The following is a 19,796-nucleotide window of genomic DNA, read 5'->3' as shown; positions in this document are numbered from 1 at the left end:
TTATCTTGTAACCATTCTGAGCCACTTGACCAGCATCGCAATACCGAGCAGCAGTCCGACATACCCCATTACCGGATAGACTGTGCCGACCAGATCGGCAAAACCGGCAAAGCTCAATATATAGCCGAGTACAAGCGCTACTGGAAGCATTATTTTGTAACGCTGGCTGCCAGGATTACTGAACCGGTTCAGGAATGGATAGAGCATTCCTACCGCTGTATTATATATGACCAGCAGCATCGCTATCGAAAGTAGAAGTCCAAGTACCGGATGGATTCCATTTGCCAGGAGGAGCATCGGCAGCTGCACTTCATTCACTTCATCCATCTGCGCCAGCAGACCGTTATTGATCAGGAACATGAGCAGTATGATGATTATACTGCCGATGATACCGCCCCATCCTGCAACCTTCCTGGAATCGGAACGCGAACCCATCATGGTCAAAAAACTGAAAGCGACAGCGATGGTAAAGCCGCTGTATGTAATCGCATTCCACCACCATGGCCCAGGTGGTGTTGCTTCCGGCTTGGCATACTGATCAGCTTCGCCAAAAGGCACAGCCGGATTGAGAAAGTTGATGACAGCAATGATGACGACAATTGCCAGCAGATAAGGTGTGATCGCTCCCAATGCCAGTACAATACGATTGAAGTTCAGGTTGAGTGTTATGTAGACGGCAATAATCAGTATCAGAGAACCGATCCATGGGGCCACACCGAAGCTTTCATAAAATGTGGAACCGGCACCTGCAAACATGATGACAGCGACACCATAAAGAAAGAATGCGAGGACGATATCAACAATACGCCCGAAAATGTTCCCGAAAATGCTCAGAAGGGAATCGACATGCGACTCCGCTTTAATATCGAACCCGACATCCGCCGTCCATTTGCCTGTAAACAGAACCAGCAGTCCCGAAAGGATTATGGCGAAAATGCTCATTGATCCATGATTTGTGAAGAACTGCAGTATTTCCTGCCCTGTAGAGAAGCCTGCACCGACTACTACACCGGTATAGGCAAATCCTATTTTAAGGGCCTGCTTCATATTGGACACCTTGAACCACTCCGTAATTTCTTGAATTTTATTTATCAGATTACCCTCATACTATACTTAAGATATGACATTATCAATTAAGAAAAGCCATCGTCCTACTCCTATGCACCTGCAAGCTATTCAGGATCACCTTTCACCCGATCATACATATAGTCTGCTTCACGCTGCTCAAGACCATAATCCCGCATGATGGCATCGATTGTTTCCGCTCTTGTCTTTCCTTTCTTCGTATACTTCAAAATACTGTCACGCATCTCTTTCATATGATCATGTGCATCGAGTCTTTCTCTGGTCTGCATCAGCTGATAGCGGCTGCCGATGAACAGCAGCAATGCAATGACCATCAGAACGATAATCAGAATATCCACCAGTCTCACACTCCTGCTTCAAAAATAGTTCAAATTTTAAAAGTATTTGACAAATTCACTTTCATTATAGTAACATAGTTTCTAATTAAATAATTGCTTATCCAGAGTGGTGGAGGGAATGGCCCTGCGAAGCCCGGCAACCTTTTCAGTAAGGTGCTAAATCCAACAGGTGTTATCCTGAAAGATGAGTTGACGCGAGAGTCTCCCTTAATCTTTGGGTAGGCTCTTTTTTATTAATTTATATTTGGAGGAATGTACAATGGCAGAAAATCACCGTTTTGAAACAAAACAGCTTCATGCTGGACAGGAAGTGGATGCTACTACGAACTCCCGAGCGCTTCCCATCTATCAGACTACATCCTACGTATTCGATGACACCAAACATGCTGCAGAACTATTCGGTCTGCAGGACAGCGGCAATATATATACACGTATCATGAACCCTACAACAGCAGCGTTGGAAACACGGGTCGCTGAGCTTGAAGGTGGTGTTGCCGGTCTTGGCGTCGCTTCCGGCATGGCAGCAATCACCTACGCCATCCAGGCTGTCGCCAATAGCGGAGACCATATCGTTTCAACAACGAGCTTATACGGCGGTACACATACACTCTTCACCCATACCTTCAAAAAGTTCGGCATCGAAACATCCCTTGTCGATACTAAAAATCCGGAGGATGTTTCACGTGAAATCAAAGAGAATACTAAAGCCATATTCATTGAAACAATCGGTAACCCGGAAGGAAATGTAGAAGACATCGAGGCACTTGCTGAGATTGCAGAAAAAAATGGCATCCCATTGATTGTCGATAACACTTTTGCTACACCATACCTCTGCAGACCAATAGATCATGGTGCCCATGTCGTGGTCCACTCGGCAACGAAGTTTCTCGGCGGACACGGCACTTCCATCGGCGGCGTTATTGTAGATGGTGGCAATTTCAATTGGGATAACGGCAAATTCCCTGGCTTGACTGAACCGGATGAGTCCTACCATGGCATTGTATTTACAGAAGCATTCGGTCCGGCGGCTTATGCATTCAAAATAAGAACCACACTTCTTAGGGACACAGGGGCATCCCTATCACCATTCAATGCGTTTCTACTGACACAAGGTATCGAAACACTGTCTCTACGCATGGAGAGGCATGTGGAAAATGCAGAGAAGGTTGCTGCTTTCCTCGAGAATCACGAAAAAGTGGAATGGGTCGACTATGCTGGTCTTGAGTCGAACAGGTACTACTCACTGAAAGAAAAATATCTTCCAAAAGGCGCATCCTCCATATTCACCTTCGGCGTAAAAGGTGGTTATGAAGCAGGGAAAAACTTCATTGAAACTCTGGAACTCTTTTCGTTACTCGCCAATGTCGGAGACGCCAAATCACTGGTCATCCATCCCGCTTCAACCACGCACTCCCAGTTGAGTGAAGAACAGCAACTCACCGGCGGTGTAAAGCCGGAAACCATCAGACTATCTGTTGGTCTTGAGCACATCGATGATATTCTGGATGATCTCAAGAAAGGGCTGGATGCAATCTAATGCCAATTAAAATTATTGAAGGACTTCCTGTCACGGAGCGCCTTCATAAGGAAAATGTATATACTATAGAAGCGAAGCGGGCCTATACCCAGGATATACGCCCGCTTCGCATAATCATTTTGAATTTGATGCCCAAGAAAGAAGAAACCGAGCTCCATCTGCTTCGACTGCTCGGAAACTCGCCTCTGCAGGTGGATATCGACTTCATGTACATGTCCACACACCATAGCAGGAACACACCCACCAGTCACCTTCAGAAGTACTACCATACTCTGGAAGAAGTGCGTAACAGACGTTATGATGGAATGATCGTCACAGGTGCGCCTGTTGAGACATTGGATTTTGAACAGGTGAACTATATTGAAGAACTCCGTGAAATCGTCGACTGGTCGGAGACCCATGTGTTTTCCAGATTCTTCATATGCTGGGGTGCCCAGTTTGCCCTGAACCACTATTTCGGCATCCAGAAATCACTCCTCCCAAGCAAACTGTTCGGTATTTTCGACTATGACAATCTGATGCCGACCCATTCATTGATGAGAGGGTTCGACGATACTTACAGGGTCCCTCAATCCAGACATACCCAGGTGGATAGAACAGCTGTGGAAAGTGTCGAGGCGCTTGATATACTATCGTCACACCCCACTTTCGGACCGGATATCCTATGTACCAAAGATCAGCGTAATCTGTTCATATTCGGGCATTTGGAATATGAACGCAACACCCTTAAAAATGAGTATGACAGGGACCAGGAGGCAGGCGAGAAGATTGCATTGCCCCACAACTACTTCCCGGAAGACAATCCGTCTGCTGATCCTGTATTCACTTGGAAAAGTCATGGACATCTGCTTTTCGGCAATTGGATCAACGAAACATACCAGAATACCTACTATGACCTGTCAGAACTAGAATAGCCTGCGATAATATCGCAGGCTATTTCTTATATCTTATGGGAGACATTACAATTTTTTAAGTTTTCATGCTGCCGTTTTTTGGAGAGCGCCATGAGATGCCTGAAAAATGAGTCTGCATAGATCTCCAGACTTTGATCTTGCAGTCTTCCTACGTTTCTACAAACAACTTGCTCTTCACGTGCTTCGTCAAATACCGGAATATTATTTTGCATCTTGTATTCAGCGATATTCTCAGCAACCTGCATCCGTGCTTCAAACAATGCAATGAGCTCTGCATCCAGTTCATCAATTCTATATCTCAATTTTTCATGTGTATTCATGGCTACCCCTCCTTATCTACTGCTGCACAATCTGTTTGCCAGTGGCAGTCTTCTTCTCGATATCAAGCAGCATGTTGATCGTCTGCATCAGTTCTCCGAACTCATCCGGTGTCAGACACTGCTGTCCATCACTCCACGCATTTTGAGGATCTTCATGCACTTCAATCTGCAGTCCGTTGGCACCTGACATCACTGCCGCTTTGGCCATGGATGGAATGAGATGCCTTACTCCCGCCGCGTGGCTCGGGTCAACGATGATAGGCAGATGGGACTCTTTCTGGATGACCGGCACTGCCTGGATATCCAGTGTATTCCTAGTTGCTGTTTCGAAAGTACGGATACCTCTTTCACAGAAGATGACGTTATCATTTCCTCCGGCCATAACGTACTCTGCAGACATCAACCATTCTTTCATTGTAGCTGACATACCACGCTTCAGCAGAACAGGCTTGTTCGTCTGTCCAACTGCCTTGAGCAGGTCGAAGTTCTGCATATTGCGCGCACCGATCTGGATGACATCCACCATCTCGACGAAATCGTCGATGTAATCCGTGGACATCAGTTCCGAAACAATCGGCAATCCTGTTTCTTCTTTAACTACGTTAAGGATACGGAGTCCTTCGAGTCCAAGACCCTGGAAAGCGTACGGTGATGTTCTCGGCTTGAATGCACCGCCTCTGAATGTATTGGCCCCTGCAGCTTTAAGCTTTTTGCCAAGTGCGACCATGTCATCTTCATGCTCGACCGAACAAGGTCCTGCACATACCATGAAGTTCTCGGCGCCTACTTTGACACCATCGATGTCTATAACGCTGTCATCCTCGTGAAACTGTCTATTTGCTTTCTTGTATGGCGCTTGGATACGATGAACCCCCTCGACAATCCTGTATTTTGCAAAATCATTTTCCGTAACGACCGAAGTATCACCAATCAGGCCGATCACTGTCCGATTCTTACCATCCGAACGATTGACTCCAAAACCTGCTCCCTCAATATTCTTGACCAGTTCATTAATTTCCTTTTCCTTGGCATCGTGCGCAACATGAATAATCATAATAAAACCTCCCAGTATATTTGTAAAAATAAAACCGCCACCTATTTATATAAATAAGTGGCGGTAGTTTGAATAAGATGATATACCGAACCCTAGCCACTTAATTATATAAATGGCTAGACATCACAAAATGCTTTAGCCATCACTGATACAAACAGAATTTGTTTTACGTTTGTACGCAATGATGGGTACAAACGGTATCAAAAATAGCTAAAGTAAGATTGATTATGCTGTTGTTGTCTGGTGAGTAACATATAATCGCCTCTTTTGAGATGTGTTGAAAGTCATTATAGCCCCCTTATATGGCTTTGTCAACACAGAATAGTCAGAAAATCAGAAATATCAAGTTTGCTTTGGAAAACCAATATGTTTATACTACTCTAATATAATGAACGTGGAGGTAGAGTCATGAATATTACCATTGTTGGCCTTGGAAACATCGGCGGCTCGTTCGCACTATCCTTGAAGGAGAATGCAGCAGAACATGATGTATACGCGATTGATGTTGATAGTAATGCGCTGCGAAGCGCAGAACAGGATGGCGTCATCATCAAAGGTTTCACCCAACCAGAAGAAATACTGCCGGAGACTGATCTGGTCATCTTTGCAGTCTATCCTCTTCTATTGAAGTCGCTGATTGAGAAATATAAACCCTACCTGAAGTCTGATGTTGTACTGACTGATGTCACTGGTATAAAACGCTCCATCATCGGTCAGATTGAACCGCTTCTGCCTGAGAGTGCAGATTTCATTTTCGGACACCCGATGGCCGGAAGGGAAAACAGGGGGCTGAAATATGCCAGTGGTGAAGTATTCAAAGGTGCAAACTATCTCTTTACACTGACCGGCAGAAATAGGGAACCGAACATCAGGATGCTATCTTCATTAATCGAACGGCTGGGTTTCAGAAATGTATCTGCAGTGACACCCGAATTTCACGATGATGTCATAGGCTTTACAAGCCAGCTGACCCATGTCATTGCACTATCACTTATAAACAGTGACGATGTAGAGAGAAATACAAAGCAGTATACTGGTGACAGCTATAGAGATCTGACCCGCATTACAAATATCAATGAGAATCTCTGGCCCGAGCTTTTCATCATGAACAAGGATTATCTGGTGGATCATATCGATCGATTCAAATCCCAGATGGATCTGCTTAAAGAAGCAATTGAAGCAGAGGATATCGAGACCATGCAGGAAATGATGGTCGAAGCGAGACGCAGGTATCATGATCTGCATGACCTGGAACTTCCCGAATCGGATTGAACAGTCTACATAAAAAGAGCCATTCACAAGTGAATGGCTCTTTTGCATCTAATATACTTTATCTCCATTGAAGATTGAATTCTTCACCATCACGTAGTCGACAGTACGGATGGCCTCCAATGTACTCCCGCCGGAGTAAGAAATGGAAGACTGCAGATCCTGTTCCATCTCATTGAGCGTATCACTGAGTGGTCCTTTGTAATCCACGAACATCTTCTTGCCCTCGACGTTCTTCTTTTCACCTTTTTGGAACTCGGATGCGGAACCGAAGTACTCCTTGTATTTCTTACCATCGCGCTCGACAGTTTCCCCCGGTGATTCCTCATGTCCTGCAAACAGTGAACCGATCATGACCATTGAAGCACCGAAACGGACTGATTTAGCGATATCCCCATGCGTTCTGATGCCACCGTCCGCAATAATCGGCTTCGTTGCTGCCTTCGCACACCATCTGAGGGCAGCAAGCTGCCATCCGCCTGTACCGAATCCTGTTTTTATTTTCGTAATACATACCTTTCCTGGTCCGATGCCAACCTTTGTTGCGTCCGCACCAGCATGTTCCAGTTCACGAACTGCTTCAGGCGTGCCTACATTTCCTGCGATCAGGAATGTATCGGGCAGCTGTTCCTTGATGTACTGGATCATTCTGATGACGCTGTTTGAATGTCCATGAGCAATATCAATTGTAATATAGTCGGGAACGAGCGTCTCCTGCTTCAGTGCATCAACAAAATCAAACTCTTCTTCTTTTACACCCACACTGATTGAAGATATAAGATTTTTATTTTTCATCGATCTGATGAAGTCCATGCGTGTTTCCGGCTGGAAGCGGTGCATGATGTAGAAGTAGCCTTCCTCGGCCAGCTTGAGTGCAATCGTCTCATCAATTATTGTCTGCATATTTGCAGGCACTACAGGCAATTTGAATGTATGTTTGCCGAGAGTGACTGATGTGTCGCATTCCGCTCGGCTATCTACTATGCATTTATTCGGAATTAACTGGATATCTTCGTAATCAAAAACATTTTCCATTAAAAATTCTCCTTAAAATACGAATATTATTGTTATTAATTAATTAATATGTTCGCCATTCGGTAGTTTATGACATTTCGGGTTCAAAGTCAAGTTCAGAAGATACATTTATAAAATAGATGATTAAAATAAATTTTTATGCATTATTTTAAATATTTATTTGATTTTATGCTACATTAATGTATAATTACTTTTAATCAATTTTTTAAGGAGATGATGGTTTGGGGGCGGCGAAACAATTAGACCTGATCAGTTTCTATGGCAAAAATTTTTTGAAGGAATATGATTTCAATAAGCATCAGCTTGAAACACTGATCGATCTTGCAGAAGATCTCAAGACCAAAGAGAAGCATGGTATTCCTCACCGCTTCATGAGCGGCAAGCATATTGCACTGATATTCGAGAAGCAGTCCACACGCACACGTTCTGCATTCACTGTCGCTGCAGGTAAACTCGGCGCAAATGTAGAATACTTAAATAAAAACGATATGCAGCTTGGCGCTAAGGAATCTGTTGAAGACACTGCTAAAGTACTGGGGACCATGTTCGACGGTATTGCATACAGAGGGTTTGAACAGAAAACAGTCGAAGCACTCGGTGAGCACGCAAACATCCCCGTCTGGAATGCACTGACAAACGAATGGCACCCGACACAGATGCTTGCTGATTTTCTGACCATCAAAGAATACCTCGGTACGTACCATGGCAAGACAGTCACCTTTGTTGGAGATGGCAGAAACAATGTTGCCCATTCCCTGCTCATCACAGGTGCCATTCTCGGGGTGAACATCAATATAGTGGCACCGGAATCACTGCAGCCGACACTATCGGTCCAGAAGCTTGCCAAGGACCTGCAGCACCAGTCAGGCAGCAAGTCCCTGATTACATCAGATGTAGAAAAAGGAATCAAAGGCAGTGATGTCATCTATACAGACGTCTGGTGCTCAATGGGTGAAGAAGATGCTCTTGAAGAACGTTACAACCTGCTTCATCCCTACCAGGTCAATCAGGCACTCGTAGACATGACGGGCAAGAATACAATCTTCCTCCATTGTCTACCGGCAATACACGATACAACGACTGATGTCGGTCAGCTCGCCTATGAAAAGTTCGGCGTCCATGGTCTGGAAGTGACGGATGATGTTTTCAGAAGTGGCTATTCCAAAGTATTTGAACAAGCTGAGAACCGTATGCATACAATTAAAGCACTACTTGCCGCTACGTGCGGCGATGTCTATTAGAAGAGCGACTTTGACAGTCGCTCTTCTTCGCGTATTGAAGAAATCATATAACCAGATTCCTCATACTGCTCATTGTTGCAAGGGAAAAGCAGGCGGTTTATGATTGGGAAGTAGCCCATGTTTATAGGGAGGATGTCTATGCAGCGAACTTGATCCTCCACAAAGAAACAGAGGCGTAATTGCAACTGCACTGAAAAGCATCCTATCCAAATACAAACCAAGGAGTGACATGAATGTTTTTCAAACAATTTTATGATCAGAAACTCTCTCAAACTTCCTATATGATCGCCTGTCAGAAAACGAAAGAAGCGATCATTATTGATCCTAAACGTGTTCTTGATGAATATGCCCAAGTTGCAGAGTCAGAAGGATTCACCATCACCTTGGCAACAGAAACACACATCCACGCAGATTTTGCATCTGGTCTGAGGGATACCGGCAGGCGTTTCAACGCCAAGATTATGGTATCCGATGAAGGTGATGAAAACTGGAAGTATAGCAACATGCCTGAAGGAACTGAGTATCTGAAAGACGGGGACAAGATCAAAATAGGCAGTGTGGAATTGGAAGTCGTTCATACACCAGGCCATACCCCTGAGAGCGTTTCATTCGTCCTTACAGATCGTGGAGCCGGCAGCGAAGAACCAATGGGGATGTTTACTGGAGATTTTCTGTTTGTTTGTGACATCGGTCGCCCGGATCTGCTCGAAGAGGCAGCAGGTATGGAAGGTGCGACTGAAGAAGGCGCCGATGCCATGTTCGATTCACTGAAAAAACTTCATGCCTACCCAGGTTTCATGCAGATCTGGCCAGGCCATGGTGCAGGTAGTGCATGCGGCAAGTCCCTTGGCGCAGTACCACTTTCAACACTGGGATATGAACGAAAAAATAACTGGGTGTTCAAATATGAGGACAAAGAAGCTTTCATTCAGGAACTGACCAGCGATCAGCCAGAGCCGCCAAGCTACTTCTCCCAGATGAAAAGAATCAACAGGGACGGATTATCTGAATTTAAGTTGAAGGAAGTTGAGGTCGGTTCTCCTGATGTGATTTCAGGCCAGATATTCGACCTGAGAAACAAGGAAGATTTCAGAAAAGGCTTCAGAAAAGGTTCCATAAACGTGCCATACAGCAGCAAGTTTCTTCAATTTGCCGGATGGTACATCGACTATGATGCGCCGATGACTGTAATCGCCAATCCTGGAGATGGTAAGACACTACAGGAAGACCTGGCCTCCATAGGGTTCGATAATCTGCAGCTGATTGTGCCTATAGAAGATGCAGATAGATACTATGATGACACTTATGAAAATCTTTCACCTGAATTACTTGTACAGAATCATGAAAATAAAATAATCCTGGACGTACGCTCTACTTCCGAATACAAATCAGGTCATCTCGATAATTCATACCATATACATTTCGGTCATCTCGACGAAAAAGACCTGCCTTTCAGCAAAGACGACACAATCTATGTTCACTGCCAATCCGGAGTGCGTTCAGCAATTGCTCTGAGTGTACTTAAAGCCCGTGGATATGAAAATGCCGTCAATGTTGAAAAAGGCTATATCGGTATTAAAAAAGCGATAAACTGACTGATTCCCAGCAACAGTGAAATTTCATCAAGCATGACAAAGGCCCCGGTTCAATGAACCGGGGCCTTCAAATTGATCTATTCACTCTCAGCATCCTTGACGGTTGTAAGTACGGAATATACCAGGCTCAATATAATCCACCACTGGATGATGCTTATGCCTACAAACTCAGGGCCACTATATATGAAGAACCTTGCAATTAGATGCATTAGAAATATCGTTATGGAAAGAATAAATATTACTCTGAAACGGCGCCATATGAAGTAGATTGAAACAAGTACGGCAAGCGTTATAATTGCAAGAGCGATATAATGCCATTGCATAAGGGTCCTGAATTCCAGAATACCTTGGAAAGTGAGGAAAGAAACTGCAAAGATGCAATATGCCTCTACATAGAAAAGGCCCTTCGACTGGTAGAACAGATACAGGAATGCTGCCATTAGAGCAATCAGGAGTCCCTGAGCGCCTCCATCATAGTAGAATACCCCAAAAGGATTGTCAGTGAATGCATTCCAATTGAAAAAGAGGTATGTAATCTTGTAGATCAGAAACAAAATTATGAGGGCATTGACCCATCTACTGAACAGGGTCCTCTTTTCCTCTGAATCCCATAGCATCAGATAGGTGACAACCAGCGATAGCAGAATTGCCATATAGATCGAAGGGATGGCAAGACCGCCAAGGGTAAAAGTTTCAAACATGCTATCATTCCCATTCAAATAAATTTGATGATATCTATAATGATGACATGTATTTCAATTTGATGAAAGCCTGGTGCTTCCAGGAATTTTTGAAGCGTCCTAGCGTATTCTTCTGATTGCTTGTTTTACAACTGCATCATACAATGCCGGTGGAAAGACTTTGCTCGCAAAATTTAAAGCAAGAGAACCTGGAGTTGTACGATAGACCGGTTTTACACGCTGATCGAGCAAAGCCCTCACCATCATGTCTCTTGTCCGCTCAACACCAGGCGCCCGAGTGAAAGCACTCAGCATGAACGCTTTCACTTGTTCCATCTGTCCATGATAATCCGATCCTTCGACCGCCATGTAGTTTTCATCCAGAGCAACCTGGCCAAAAGATGTTTTGACGATGCCCGGTTCCACCATGACCACTTCAATCCCCAAGTCCTGCACCTCTTGCCTTAAAGCTGTACCAATTGCTCTGATACTGTGTTTTGTTGCAGCATAGTATCCCATACCGGCACTTGAAACGTGTGCCGCTGAAGAGCTGGTCACTACGATGCGCCCTGCCCCCTGCTTACGCATAGGCAACAACACGTTACGCATCGTCTCCACTGCACCGAAAACATTGACTTCAAACTGGCGTCTGACAGCGTCTTCCGGCACTTCCTCAATAGTACCGTACAAACCAAAACCAGCATTCACAAGTACTGCATCAATTGTACCGAAATCATCCTGTATGGAATGGCATGCCTCTGCCAGCTGATCACTTCTTGTAACATCAACAGGGTAAGCATGCGCTCCCTGTCTGACAAGAACATCGAGCAGGTGGGCCCTTCTGGCACTCACACAGATGATATGCTCAGTCTCTTTCAATAGTTTCATGGCCACTGCCATGCCGAACCCACTTGATGCACCTGTAATCCATATTACTTTTGGCATATTAAAACTCCACTCCTATAAAAATGACCCTATTTCTTGAACATACTGAACAGCTTGCTGAAGTATCCACCTTTTTCTTCCGTACTCTGGTTGGCTGGTTCTTCAGTCTGTGGTTCTTCTTCCTTCTGATCATTTTCCGTATCGGCATAGCTGTTCATATCAATATTGGATGATGCTTCATCCGATTGAGTACCAAAGTCGCTTGCCGCAGTTTCTTCTCCAATTTCCTCTTCGTCCCTGATATCTGCTGGTTTCGGTTCTTCGTATGCTGCATCTTCATAAAGGTCATCCGTGGAGTCTTTAGAAGAGATGGCATCTGCAGGCTGCTCCTCATCGCTACTGCCACTATACTGTAGAGAAAGCGTCTGTGAATACTTTCCATACTCGTCAAGTTTCTCGACCAGTCTATGTACATTATCCTTGAGTTCCCTGTTTTCCTGCTGCATTGTTTCCAGTTTATCCATAACAACACCAAGCATGTGGTTGATATCGTTATTAGTAACGCTTGCGGGAATGTTCTGTGACTTCTCTGTAACAATATCAGGCACTTTTTCTATGATTTCATCGGCTGCTGTTTCCAGTGTATATCCGGGCTGTTTTGCAAGCCTGATGAATTCCTTCATCACAGCTACGTCTCCTTGTGAAAAGAGCCTTCTATTATGTTCATCTTTAGCCACTTCGTAGTCCCTGTCTTCCAGCAGCCTTACATATTTACGAACATTCTGGTCCGATAGTTCGACCTTATCTTTCATCTGAGCCGTTGTATAATACACTGTCTGGTTCATTTCCTTCATAATTGATCCTTCTCCCATAACTATAGTTACCATTATTATAACATTATATTCATAGCTGTCCATGGCATTGGAGGAATCCTGATATTTTTATTTCACAACGCCAATATACCACTAGTGCTATATGCGTTATACTATTTATATAACGTCTTATAACAGGCTTATTTATAGTTATTATCACATTATTGAATACAATTTTATCGTAATGCCAATATAGTGAAATAAATATTGTATATCAAACCATAATCATCGTTCGTACCGGCATGGTTATACTTGCTTCATGATGTATTCCTACTATTTTCAAGTATCAGACAATAGATTGACTTTGATGCAATAAATTTGTATATTTATCTAAATAAATAATTTAGTGTGGATACTGATAATTGATTTTCCTGCCTATATATTTAAGTGAAGGTCAGGATAACCCAAGAGCAGCCATTAAATCTGATGTCTGCCCTCATTACAGAAACATAATATTACATAATGGATGAGATGTAAGCTATAATACATCCACGAGATGTGGCATGTGATGAGTTTGGCTTTCGTTCTTCCGGCAGACGAATTCTGCGGATGGATGAAAGCTTTTATTTATATAATAGGAGGAACACTATGGAAACGAAACTCGCACAAATTGGAATGACTAAAGATGTTACGGGAGCGACAACAAGTCCGATCTATACGGCGAGCGCCTATAAGCATGAGAAGCTTGGCATGTCGACCGGATTTGACTATACAAGAACCAAGAACCCGACAAGATCACATTTTGAAGAGGCTTTTGCGGATTTGGAACAGGGCAGTCATGCTTTTGCTACATCAAGCGGCATGGCAGCAATACAGCTTGTCTGCAATCTTTTCAAACCTGGGGATGAAGTCCTTGTCAGCTTTGATCTCTACGGGGGTACATTCAGGATTTTCGAGTTCTATGAAGAACAATATGGTATCAAGTTCATATACGTGGATTTTGATGAAATTGAAGAGGTTAAAAAGCATATCCATAGTGCCACAAAGGCTTTCTTCATTGAACCGATTACAAATCCATCAATGATTGAAGTCGCCCTTGCACCAATCTATAGGCTGGCCAAGGAACATGACATTATGACAATCATTGATAATACCTTCCTGACACCCTTCTACTACAAACCCCTTGTAGAAGGTGCCGATATCGTACTCCACTCGGCCACAAAGTATATTGGGGGCCATAATGATGTTCTTGCTGGTGTTGTGACAGTACAGGATGAAGCACTTGGCAATACACTGTCGATGCACCATAACATGATTGGTGCGACCCTTTCGCCTTTTGATGGGTATCTGCTACTGAGAGGATTGAAAACACTGCATTTGAGAATGGAACGATCGACTGAAAATGCACAGGCACTCTCCGAGTATTTTTCTGACCATGCTGCAATTGATGAGGTGCTGTATTCCGGACGTACTGGAATGATGAGTCTAAGACTTGGAGAGGAATACGACGTGGGCGCATTCCTAGAGAATATAAAAGTCTGTACTTTCGCAGAAAGCCTGGGAGGTACTGAAACTTTCATCACTTTTCCCTTTACGCAAACACATGCCGACATGCCGGATGAAGAAAGAATCAAGCGTGGTATAGATGAGCAGCTGATCAGACTATCCGTAGGTGTGGAGAATATTGATGATATCAGGGAAGACCTCATACAGGCGCTTGCCAAAGCAAAGAAAGGGGCATAAGATGGATTATTCAAAAGAGACCGATATGATAATAGATAGCAAGCGCGGAGTGGATTACCAGACCGCCAATCAGCCATTGTACTATTCGACCGCATTCCTCCGTCCGAGCCTCGACTCGGAAGAAGGGTACCTGTACGTCCGCCATGCGAATCCGAACAGGGAAAAACTCGAAGAAAAGCTTGCCAGACTGGAGCACGGCAAGTTTGCGTTCGCCTTCAATTCCGGCATGTCTGCAATCAGTGCTGCGCTCATGACCTTCTCTCCTGGTGACCATATCATAATGCCGGATGATATGTACGGTGGTACATACCAGTTGGTGAAAACGGTGCTGAAACGCTTTGGATTACACTTCACCTCTGTAGATCAGAGCAATATTTCCAACGTTACAGACGCCATTACTGATGATACGAAAGCCATTTATATGGAAACACCTTCAAATCCAACATTGCAGGTAACCGATATAAGGGGCATAGCAGAAATAGCTGGACCCAGAGGGATTAAAGTGATTGTTGACAATACATTCATGACACCACTTGGTCAAAATCCACTCTTGCTTGGAGCAGATATGGCTGTACACAGTGCCACCAAGTTTCTAAGTGGGCATAGCGATTTGATTGCAGGCGCAGTAGTTGTGAATGATGCATCAATCAGTGAACAGCTTCAGGAGCTTCAGGTCGCTATGGGCCTGGGTCTTGGTACATATGACTGCTGGATGCTGAATCAGCATCTCAAAACATTGACCCTGCGATGGAAACAGTCTACTGAAAACACAGAGAAGATATACGATTTTCTAAAAGACCATCAGAGTATCGCACAAGTCTACTATCCTGCAGAAGACAGCGTCCATATGTCCCAGGCCAATCACGCTGGCGCTGTCATCAGTTTCAGACTTGAAAATGAGGATAAAGCCCAAAGTTTTGCCGATCAGCTCAACATACCCCTCATATCTGTCAGTCTGGGAGGGGTGGAGTCCATCCTTTCCCACCCTAAAACTTCAAGCCATAAAGACCTGCCTGAAGATGAACGCGTGGAAAAAGGAATTACAGATGGTCTGTTCAGGCTTTCTGTCGGCATTGAAGATATTGAAGACCTGATAACTGATTTTGGTCAGGCTTTAAAAAATATGTAGGTTTTACGACTGTCTGCTCAAAAGAGGGACAGTCGTTTTTTTGTATAGTCTTTCCGATTTCCATCGGGCACTATAAAAGTCGATGGATAATATGCTAGTTGGACATCCTATAGTGTCTGATTGTTTTCTCCAGCTTGGGTATGCCCATTTCTGTAACAGCATCAAATCTGTTACCAAAGCCGATCTCAACAACCGGTACATCGTCCACACCATATTTGATCAGGAGCACTTCTCTTAACGCCTCATGCCGTGATATATCCACAGTCCGATATTCGAAGCCATTGTCTGTCAAATAACGCTTTACTTCTTCACAATACGGGCAATCTTGTTTCTCCCATACTACAACATTCACTTTTTTATTCATCTTGATCCCTCTTTTCCAATCATATCTTTTATATGCAAACCAATTTTTCATACTGATTGTCCATACCGCTACGTCATATCAACTACTTTCTGAAGAACAGCAGAAATATGCATCCTTAAAATTCTTGTCCCTATATTAAATCATAACGACTCAGCAGTTAATAACATATTATAATAATATGAATTGAAAAAGTAAATGACATCTTTTAGAAGAAAACATAAAAATAGCAGAACCGAAGTTCTGCTATTTTCCATTTGCATTATTTATAGCTTTCATTGCCTGAATGACACTGTTTCTGAAACCTTGATTCTCAAGTTCCATGACACCTTGTATTGTAGACCCTCCTGAAGTTGTAATCTGATCTTTCAGGACCCCAGGGTGCGCTTCTGTCTCCAATACAAGTTTCGCGGCACCTATAATCGCCTGAGCAGCAAGCATATAGGCCTGTTGACGCGGAAAACCAACGCTGACTGCCTGATCTGCCATAGCTTCAATCATGAGGAAGCCATAGGTTGGCGAAGAACCTGTGAGTGCAGGGGTATATTTCATCAATGATTCCTCTACCCAGGCTACCGTTCCCACTTTACTGAATATATCATCCGTCAACTGCCGGTCTGCTTCTGCCAGGTGCTTATTAGCGGACATGACCATTACACCTTCCTGTACCGACACTGCAATGTTGGGCATGTTGCGAATGATTTTTCTATCCGGCAATATCGTCTCCATCTCGGAAATGGTGACACCCGCTGCAATGGAAATATGAACCGCATCTTTTCTTGTATGTTCTTTGACTTCACTGAATACGCCCAGTATCTGGTCGGAGCTGACACCGTTGATAATGATGTCGCATTCAGACAGTCTACCATAGTCCGTACTCACTTCCACGGCTTTGTCTGCTTTGAATTTCTCAAGCTTGGCCAGGTTTCTGCCTGTAACAAGGATATTATGCTGCATACCGGAATCCTTAAGCAGTCCATTGACGATATGATTGACCATTTTACCTGCACCGATGAATCCAATTCTGTACTCCATAGATCAGCCTCCTCAGCTTTACTGAATATCTTAGCATGTATTGTTGCACAACTGTTTATGATTTGTATAAAACCTTCCAAATGATATAATAATCCTCAAATGAGCGCCTTGATCTTACATTATTATGGAAAGGGCTGTATTCATGAATATTTTTTTCCTTCTATTTCTCATCATGCCCATACTAGGATTTATCAGTGTATATCTGATTACTGGCAGCTTAATTAACGCCATTGTCGCACTGTTCATCATCGACGTTATTTTTACCACACTCTTCATCATCCGAAGACGGAGGGCTACCCAGTAGCTCTCAGGCATCATATAACATGAAGGAAGGGGTATAAGTATGTCGGAACCAGGAAGAGATCTACGTAAGGAGAATTATAGGTTGCGTGAAAAAATGGATCCACGCTATAAGAAAGCATATGAGGAGATTCTTGCATATATTCGGGTAAATACTATTGCCCGAGACCAGGAAACGGAAGCAGCAGTCAATAGATTTTTGAAGCAGATCATACAGGCCCAAAGGGAAGGCAAGGGAATAGAAGCAGTAACTGGTAGTGATCATAAAGCTTTCGCAGATGATCTGATTGAAGGACTGCCCAAGAGAAATGTGCTCAAGTTTGCAGGAATTCTCGCAATAATACTTGTAGGAGTGAACCTCCTATTCGACTACACAATCGAAATGCTTTTCCGACTAATTGACAGCGCCCCTTTCACAACCACTATAAGGGTGCCTTCATTCATAACGGAAATGATCATTACTGCTGGGTTTGGAGTGGCTTTCATATATCTCATATTTTATGTGTACCGCCAGATTGCTTTCAGACGCTGGTCCTTCTGGAAAGAGTACGGCTTATACCTCCTCGTGGGTGTAGGGCTTTTTCTAATCTATATCATCTTTAGTTATCTCGTGTCTTCCATCGATATAGGACCATCGCTGGAAATCAACATGTTTCTGATTATATTGCTGGGTGTAGCGTTCATAATAGCTGGAATCGTGGTTTTCAAGAGAAGAAATAACGCATACCGTTATTAAAATCTATAACATTCGGCGTTATAAATAAACAATTACTTCCGTACAATCCATGTATTGATATAAAAATATCCTGCAATGTCTTCCATTGCAGGATATTTTTTAACTGAGCAGTGCGCCTTCCTCCTGAGGTTTCAAGTTCAGTTTTTCAGACACTGTCTCGTGTATCTTTTTAAACTCCTCAGGCTGTTCCGAAAGATTTATGCCATAGGAAGGTATCATTTCTTTGATCTTATCTTCCCATTCAGGGAATTCCTCGGGGAAGCAGCGTTTCATGACATCGAGCATAACATCTACGGACACAGAGGCCCCAGGAGAGGCACCAAGCAGAGCTGCAATAGAGCCATCTTCTGAGGTAACAACTTCCGTACCGAACTGAAGTGTACCTTTGCCTCCTTTTTCTGTATCCTTAATGACTTGGACACGTTGGCCAGCCACTACAATATCCCAATCTTCACTTTGGGCGGAAGGGATGAACGCCCTCAGATCATTCATTTTTTCTTCGTTCGACTGCATTACCTGCTGAATGAGATATTTTGTTAATCCCATCTCTTTCGCTCCAGCTGAAAGCATTGTAAACATATTATTCGGTTTAACTGAGCCGATCAGATCGAAGTATGAGCCCGTCTTCAGGAATTTTGGTGAGAATCCTGCAAATGGTCCAAACAGCAGTGTCTTCTTTCCATCAATATAACGTGTATCCAGGTGGGGTACAGACATCGGTGGAGCACCAACCTTGGCTTTGCCATATACTTTCGCATTATGCTTTTCTACAACTTCTGGATTCTGGCAGACCATGAACATGCCGCTCACGGGGAAACCGCCAATCTTTTTGGACTCGGGTATGCCCGTCTTCTGAAGCAGGGGCAGACTGCCGCCTCCCGCACCAATAAAGATGAATTTCGATGTATGGTATTCAGTCCCCCCAGTTTTCAGGTTCTTTACTCTGACCTGCCACTCTCCACCTTCAGTCCTACGGATATCTTCCACTTCATGACCAAGATTAAGCGATACTCCTTTGTCTTCAAGAAGAGAGAAGAGCTTGCGTGTCAGATTACCAAAATTGATGTCCGTACCCGTTTCAATACGTGTTGCAGCAATCGGTTCGTCAGTATTTCGATCCTGCATCATCAGAGGGATCCATTCTTTTAGCGTTTTAATATCATCGGTGAACTCCATACCTTCGAATAATGGACTTGCAGTCAGCGCTTTCACACGTTTTTGTAGAAAATCGACATTTTTTCTGCCTTCTACGAAACTGAGATGAGGCACAGGCATGATGAAATCCTCTGGCTTCTCGAGCATCTTTTTCTCAACAAGATGAGACCAGAACTGCTTGGATAGCTGGAACTGTTCATTGATGTGGACTGCTTTCGTAATATCCAGAGAACCATCGGCTTTTTCAGGTGTATAGTTCAGTTCGCATAAGGCAGAGTGACCTGTTCCTGCATTATTCCATGCATCCGAGCTCTCCTGTGCCGTTGCTTCGAGTTTTTCAAATACTTCAATGTTCCATTCCGGCTTGATTTCCTTAAGAAGCGTTCCCAGTGTAGCACTCATGATTCCGCTTCCAATAAGAATGACGTCGGTATTATTCATTACACTTTTCATAATAACTTCAAGACCCCTTATCAAAATTCAAATATATGGATGCCCCCAGTCGAGTGATATAAGTATGCCAGGTGCATCCTGTTTCATTGATACTCCCACTCAAACGTGAGATGGTATA

At 43.7% G+C, this 19,796-nt stretch carries 20 protein-coding genes and 1 riboswitch; of the genes, 9 read left to right on the top strand and 11 right to left on the bottom strand.

Features of this window, described 5'->3' with window-relative positions; genetic code table 11:
- Positions 1-1,047, bottom strand: coding sequence for a YkvI family membrane protein (locus GQ671_RS10635; protein WP_160656812.1), 1,047 nt, complete (start codon positions 1,045-1,047; stop codon positions 1-3).
- A 125-nt stretch (positions 1,048-1,172) separates the two neighbouring features.
- Positions 1,173-1,424, bottom strand: coding sequence for a hypothetical protein (locus GQ671_RS10630; RefSeq protein ID WP_160656810.1), 252 nt, complete (start codon positions 1,422-1,424; stop codon positions 1,173-1,175).
- A 94-nt stretch (positions 1,425-1,518) separates the two neighbouring features.
- Positions 1,519-1,615, top strand: a riboswitch (SAM riboswitch).
- 68 nt (positions 1,616-1,683) lie between these two features.
- Between GQ671_RS10630 and GQ671_RS10625 the strand changes: the two genes are divergently transcribed.
- Positions 1,684-2,961: an O-acetylhomoserine aminocarboxypropyltransferase/cysteine synthase family protein gene (locus tag GQ671_RS10625; RefSeq protein ID WP_160656808.1), complete on the top strand. Its 1,278-nt coding sequence runs from the start codon at positions 1,684-1,686 to the stop codon at positions 2,959-2,961.
- Positions 2,961-3,875 carry a homoserine O-succinyltransferase gene (locus tag GQ671_RS10620; protein ID WP_160656806.1) on the top strand — a complete coding sequence of 305 codons (915 nt, stop codon included), beginning with the start codon at positions 2,961-2,963 and terminating at the stop codon, positions 3,873-3,875. Before GQ671_RS10625 ends, GQ671_RS10620 begins: the two co-directional genes overlap by 1 nt.
- Before the next feature lie 26 nt (positions 3,876-3,901).
- Here the strand turns inward: GQ671_RS10620 and GQ671_RS10615 are convergent, their stop codons facing one another.
- Together GQ671_RS10615 and aroF are read right to left on the bottom strand one after the other, a co-directional pair.
- On the bottom strand, positions 3,902-4,195 hold the full coding sequence (locus GQ671_RS10615; protein ID WP_160656805.1) for a chorismate mutase: 294 nt from the start codon (positions 4,193-4,195) through the stop codon (positions 3,902-3,904).
- 16 nt (positions 4,196-4,211) lie between these two features.
- On the bottom strand, positions 4,212-5,249 hold the full coding sequence (aroF, locus tag GQ671_RS10610) for a 3-deoxy-7-phosphoheptulonate synthase (protein ID WP_160656803.1): 1,038 nt from the start codon (positions 5,247-5,249) through the stop codon (positions 4,212-4,214).
- 408 nt (positions 5,250-5,657) lie between these two features.
- On the opposite strand from aroF, the gene GQ671_RS10605 reads away from it, so the two are divergent.
- Positions 5,658-6,521 (top strand): prephenate dehydrogenase, encoded by an 864-nt coding sequence (locus GQ671_RS10605; RefSeq protein WP_160656801.1) that lies wholly within the window; start codon positions 5,658-5,660, stop codon positions 6,519-6,521.
- 48 nt (positions 6,522-6,569) lie between these two features.
- Here the strand turns inward: GQ671_RS10605 and guaC are convergent, their stop codons facing one another.
- Positions 6,570-7,553, bottom strand: a complete 984-nt coding sequence (guaC, locus tag GQ671_RS10600) for a GMP reductase (RefSeq protein ID WP_160656799.1) — start codon at positions 7,551-7,553, stop codon at positions 6,570-6,572.
- 221 nt (positions 7,554-7,774) lie between these two features.
- Between guaC and argF the strand changes: the two genes are divergently transcribed.
- Together argF and GQ671_RS10590 are read left to right on the top strand one after the other, a co-directional pair.
- A complete protein-coding gene (argF, locus tag GQ671_RS10595; RefSeq protein ID WP_211364913.1) occupies positions 7,775-8,794 on the top strand; it encodes an ornithine carbamoyltransferase in 1,020 nt (339 codons plus the stop codon).
- A gap of 233 nt (positions 8,795-9,027) precedes the next feature.
- Complete coding sequence (locus tag GQ671_RS10590; protein ID WP_160656797.1) at positions 9,028-10,389, top strand: MBL fold metallo-hydrolase; 1,362 nt, start codon at positions 9,028-9,030, stop codon at positions 10,387-10,389.
- Between the two features lie 77 nt (positions 10,390-10,466).
- On the opposite strand, the gene GQ671_RS10585 is transcribed toward GQ671_RS10590, so the two are convergent.
- The 3 genes from GQ671_RS10585 to GQ671_RS10575 form a co-directional block, all read right to left on the bottom strand.
- Positions 10,467-11,090, bottom strand: coding sequence for a hypothetical protein (locus GQ671_RS10585; RefSeq protein ID WP_160656795.1), 624 nt, complete (start codon positions 11,088-11,090; stop codon positions 10,467-10,469).
- Positions 11,091-11,189: 99 nt separating this feature from the next.
- Positions 11,190-12,014 carry an SDR family NAD(P)-dependent oxidoreductase gene (locus GQ671_RS10580; RefSeq protein WP_160656793.1) on the bottom strand — a complete coding sequence of 275 codons (825 nt, stop codon included), beginning with the start codon at positions 12,012-12,014 and terminating at the stop codon, positions 11,190-11,192.
- 29 nt (positions 12,015-12,043) lie between these two features.
- Positions 12,044-12,808 (bottom strand): hypothetical protein, encoded by a 765-nt coding sequence (locus GQ671_RS10575; RefSeq protein WP_160656791.1) that lies wholly within the window; start codon positions 12,806-12,808, stop codon positions 12,044-12,046.
- A 606-nt stretch (positions 12,809-13,414) separates the two neighbouring features.
- On the opposite strand from GQ671_RS10575, the gene GQ671_RS10570 reads away from it, so the two are divergent.
- Together GQ671_RS10570 and GQ671_RS10565 are read left to right on the top strand one after the other, a co-directional pair.
- Positions 13,415-14,509, top strand: coding sequence for a PLP-dependent transferase (locus tag GQ671_RS10570; RefSeq protein WP_160656789.1), 1,095 nt, complete (start codon positions 13,415-13,417; stop codon positions 14,507-14,509).
- A 1-nt stretch (position 14,510) separates the two neighbouring features.
- A complete protein-coding gene (locus GQ671_RS10565) occupies positions 14,511-15,638 on the top strand; it encodes a trans-sulfuration enzyme family protein (protein ID WP_160656787.1) in 1,128 nt (375 codons plus the stop codon).
- A gap of 94 nt (positions 15,639-15,732) precedes the next feature.
- Here GQ671_RS10565 and GQ671_RS10560 read toward each other — a convergent pair whose 3' ends face one another.
- Positions 15,733-16,002, bottom strand: a complete 270-nt coding sequence (locus GQ671_RS10560; RefSeq protein ID WP_160656785.1) for a glutaredoxin family protein — start codon at positions 16,000-16,002, stop codon at positions 15,733-15,735.
- A gap of 243 nt (positions 16,003-16,245) precedes the next feature.
- Positions 16,246-17,034, bottom strand: coding sequence for a pyrroline-5-carboxylate reductase (gene proC, locus GQ671_RS10555; RefSeq protein WP_160656783.1), 789 nt, complete (start codon positions 17,032-17,034; stop codon positions 16,246-16,248).
- Positions 17,035-17,176: 142 nt separating this feature from the next.
- Here proC and GQ671_RS10550 point away from each other — a divergent pair, with 142 nt between their 5' ends.
- Together GQ671_RS10550 and GQ671_RS10545 are read left to right on the top strand one after the other, a co-directional pair.
- Entirely contained in the window at positions 17,177-17,338 is a 162-nt protein-coding gene (locus GQ671_RS10550; RefSeq protein WP_160656781.1) for a hypothetical protein, read from the top strand.
- 39 nt (positions 17,339-17,377) lie between these two features.
- Positions 17,378-18,070, top strand: a complete 693-nt coding sequence (locus tag GQ671_RS10545) for a DUF1129 family protein (protein ID WP_160656778.1) — start codon at positions 17,378-17,380, stop codon at positions 18,068-18,070.
- 99 nt (positions 18,071-18,169) lie between these two features.
- On the opposite strand, the gene mqo is transcribed toward GQ671_RS10545, so the two are convergent.
- Complete coding sequence (gene mqo / locus GQ671_RS10540; RefSeq protein ID WP_160656775.1) at positions 18,170-19,678, bottom strand: malate dehydrogenase (quinone); 1,509 nt, start codon at positions 19,676-19,678, stop codon at positions 18,170-18,172.
- Between the last annotated feature and the right edge of the window lie 118 nt (positions 19,679-19,796).

The sequence above is a fragment of the Salinicoccus hispanicus genome (assembly GCF_009831115.1).
Classification (GTDB): Bacteria; Bacillota; Bacilli; order Staphylococcales; family Salinicoccaceae; genus Salinicoccus; species Salinicoccus hispanicus.
Note: the sequence above shows the minus strand (reverse complement) of the source record. Positions and strands in the feature narration are given on the sequence as shown.

Bases quoted from the DNA above. Each gene is read 5' to 3' on its own strand.
- GQ671_RS10565 (WP_160656787.1), top strand. From the start codon at position 14,511: ATGGATTATTCAAAAGAGACCGATATGATAATAGATAGCAAGCGCGGA.
- GQ671_RS10620 (WP_160656806.1), top strand. From the start codon at position 2,961: ATGCCAATTAAAATTATTGAAGGACTTCCTGTCACGGAGCGCCTTCAT.
- GQ671_RS10590 (WP_160656797.1), top strand. From the start codon at position 9,028: ATGTTTTTCAAACAATTTTATGATCAGAAACTCTCTCAAACTTCCTAT.
- GQ671_RS10625 (WP_160656808.1), top strand. From the start codon at position 1,684: ATGGCAGAAAATCACCGTTTTGAAACAAAACAGCTTCATGCTGGACAG.
- mqo (WP_160656775.1), bottom strand. From the start codon at position 19,678: ATGAAAAGTGTAATGAATAATACCGACGTCATTCTTATTGGAAGCGGA.
- GQ671_RS10550 (WP_160656781.1), top strand. From the start codon at position 17,177: ATGAATATTTTTTTCCTTCTATTTCTCATCATGCCCATACTAGGATTT.
- GQ671_RS10575 (WP_160656791.1), bottom strand. From the start codon at position 12,808: ATGAAGGAAATGAACCAGACAGTGTATTATACAACGGCTCAGATGAAA.
- GQ671_RS10545 (WP_160656778.1), top strand. From the start codon at position 17,378: ATGTCGGAACCAGGAAGAGATCTACGTAAGGAGAATTATAGGTTGCGT.
- GQ671_RS10570 (WP_160656789.1), top strand. From the start codon at position 13,415: ATGGAAACGAAACTCGCACAAATTGGAATGACTAAAGATGTTACGGGA.
- GQ671_RS10635 (WP_160656812.1), bottom strand. From the start codon at position 1,047: ATGAAGCAGGCCCTTAAAATAGGATTTGCCTATACCGGTGTAGTAGTC.
- GQ671_RS10580 (WP_160656793.1), bottom strand. From the start codon at position 12,014: ATGCCAAAAGTAATATGGATTACAGGTGCATCAAGTGGGTTCGGCATG.
- GQ671_RS10615 (WP_160656805.1), bottom strand. From the start codon at position 4,195: ATGAATACACATGAAAAATTGAGATATAGAATTGATGAACTGGATGCA.
- GQ671_RS10585 (WP_160656795.1), bottom strand. From the start codon at position 11,090: ATGTTTGAAACTTTTACCCTTGGCGGTCTTGCCATCCCTTCGATCTAT.
- aroF (WP_160656803.1), bottom strand. From the start codon at position 5,249: ATGATTATTCATGTTGCGCACGATGCCAAGGAAAAGGAAATTAATGAA.
- guaC (WP_160656799.1), bottom strand. From the start codon at position 7,553: ATGGAAAATGTTTTTGATTACGAAGATATCCAGTTAATTCCGAATAAA.
- GQ671_RS10560 (WP_160656785.1), bottom strand. From the start codon at position 16,002: ATGAATAAAAAAGTGAATGTTGTAGTATGGGAGAAACAAGATTGCCCG.
- proC (WP_160656783.1), bottom strand. From the start codon at position 17,034: ATGGAGTACAGAATTGGATTCATCGGTGCAGGTAAAATGGTCAATCAT.
- GQ671_RS10605 (WP_160656801.1), top strand. From the start codon at position 5,658: ATGAATATTACCATTGTTGGCCTTGGAAACATCGGCGGCTCGTTCGCA.